Below are 1356 nucleotides of genomic sequence, written 5' to 3'. Positions count from 1 at the left end.
GACCGCGCTGGCCGAGCCGGTGGCGGCGCCTTCCGGATCCGCCGCCGCCATCTCCGCCGCCAGGGCGTGCGAGACGGTGACGGCGTTGCCGTTCAGGTTCAGCGACAGCCCGACCAGCATCGGCGTCTTCGGGCCGCTCAGCCCCAGTGAGATCGCCAGCGGCAGCGGCGCCAGCATATGGGCGCCGTCCAGGAGGCCGCAGACCAGCTTGTCGCGCAGGCTGGCCCAGCTGCTCTCGCGCGACAGCCGGACCGACAGCCCTTCCTCGCGGAAGAAGCCCTTCCGCTCCGCCACGATCAGGGGCGCGCAGTCGGCCAGCGGCACGAAGCCAAGGATCAGGTCTGTGCGGGTGTCCGTCATCAGCCGCTCCAAAACGAAAAGGCGCCCGAGAGCCTGCGGAAGATCCGCAGTCCTCGGACGCCTTTGCCCGGTCCGGGGGCCCGGCATCGGGCCGCCCTGAATATGGTCGGACGGACGCCATTGCCCGTCGTCACCTGATTGATATGCAAACGACGTGCCAGTTGCCGCGCTGCCAGTGATCGTGATCGAGGGGCGAGGGCAGCGGCCGATTCAGCGATCGGAGATGGTCACTCGGGCCATGCTGCACTGCGGCAAGATTCTGCTCCGCAATTGTGCAATGCGCAAAAAAGCGGCGAAATTGGATCTGCCTAATCTTTGGACAGCAGTTCGCTGATGCTGATCACCTGCTCGGCGATCTCGGCCAGCGGCTTGCCGCGGTCCATCGCCAGCTTGCGCAGGGCGCGGTACGCCTCGTCCTCGGCCATGCCACGCTGCTGCATCAGGATGCCCTTGGCGCGCTCGATCCGCTTGCGCTCGGCCAGGGTGGCGCGGGTCTTCTCCAGCTCCTCGCGCATCGCGTGGAAGGCCTGGAAGCGGGCGATCGCGGCCTCCAGCACCGGCTTCACCCGGTGCGGGCTCAGGCCGTCGACGACATAGGCGCTGACCCCGGCGCGGATCGCCTCGCCGATCGCGGCGTCGTCGCTCTGGTCGACGAACATCACGATCGGCTTCGGCCGCTCGCGGTTGACGCTGCGCATATGCTCCAGCGCGTCGCGGTTGGGGGCGTCGAGGTCGACGATGATCACGTCCGGCTCGATCTCGCGCACCCGCGCCAGCAGGTTCTCGGTGCCGCTGGCGGTGGTGACCACGCCATGGCCGGCCGCGGTCAGCGCCGCCTCGACCAGGCGGCGGCGCTCGGCGTTCTCATCGACCAGAAGGATGCGCAGGATCATTCGGGGGCAGGGGCAGCGGAACCGATGCCCGTCCCAGCAAGTTCCGGACCACTGCGCAGAGGCCGGCCTACGCCGTGCGGGCCGCGGCTACCGGATCACCGCC

At 69.1% G+C, this 1356-nt stretch carries 2 protein-coding genes; both read right to left on the bottom strand.

Annotated elements, in window-relative coordinates:
* Positions 1–360: ABC transporter substrate-binding protein (locus P409_RS34455; protein ID WP_161790532.1), on the bottom strand; the 360-nt coding region annotated here is incomplete at its 3' end.
* 308 nt (positions 361–668) lie between these two features.
* On the bottom strand, positions 669–1253 hold the full coding sequence (locus P409_RS34450) for an ANTAR domain-containing response regulator (RefSeq protein WP_034849401.1): 585 nt from the start codon (positions 1251–1253) through the stop codon (positions 669–671).
* Positions 1254–1356 lie beyond the last annotated feature (103 nt).

Origin of the sequence: Inquilinus limosus MP06, from assembly GCF_000767795.1 — a bacterium.
Taxonomy (GTDB): Bacteria; Pseudomonadota; Alphaproteobacteria; order DSM-16000; family Inquilinaceae; genus Inquilinus; species Inquilinus limosus_E.
Note: the sequence above shows the minus strand (reverse complement) of the source record. Positions and strands in the feature narration are given on the sequence as shown.

Bases quoted from the DNA above. Each gene is read 5' to 3' on its own strand.
- P409_RS34450 (WP_034849401.1), bottom strand. From the start codon at position 1,253: ATGATCCTGCGCATCCTTCTGGTCGATGAGAACGCCGAGCGCCGCCGC.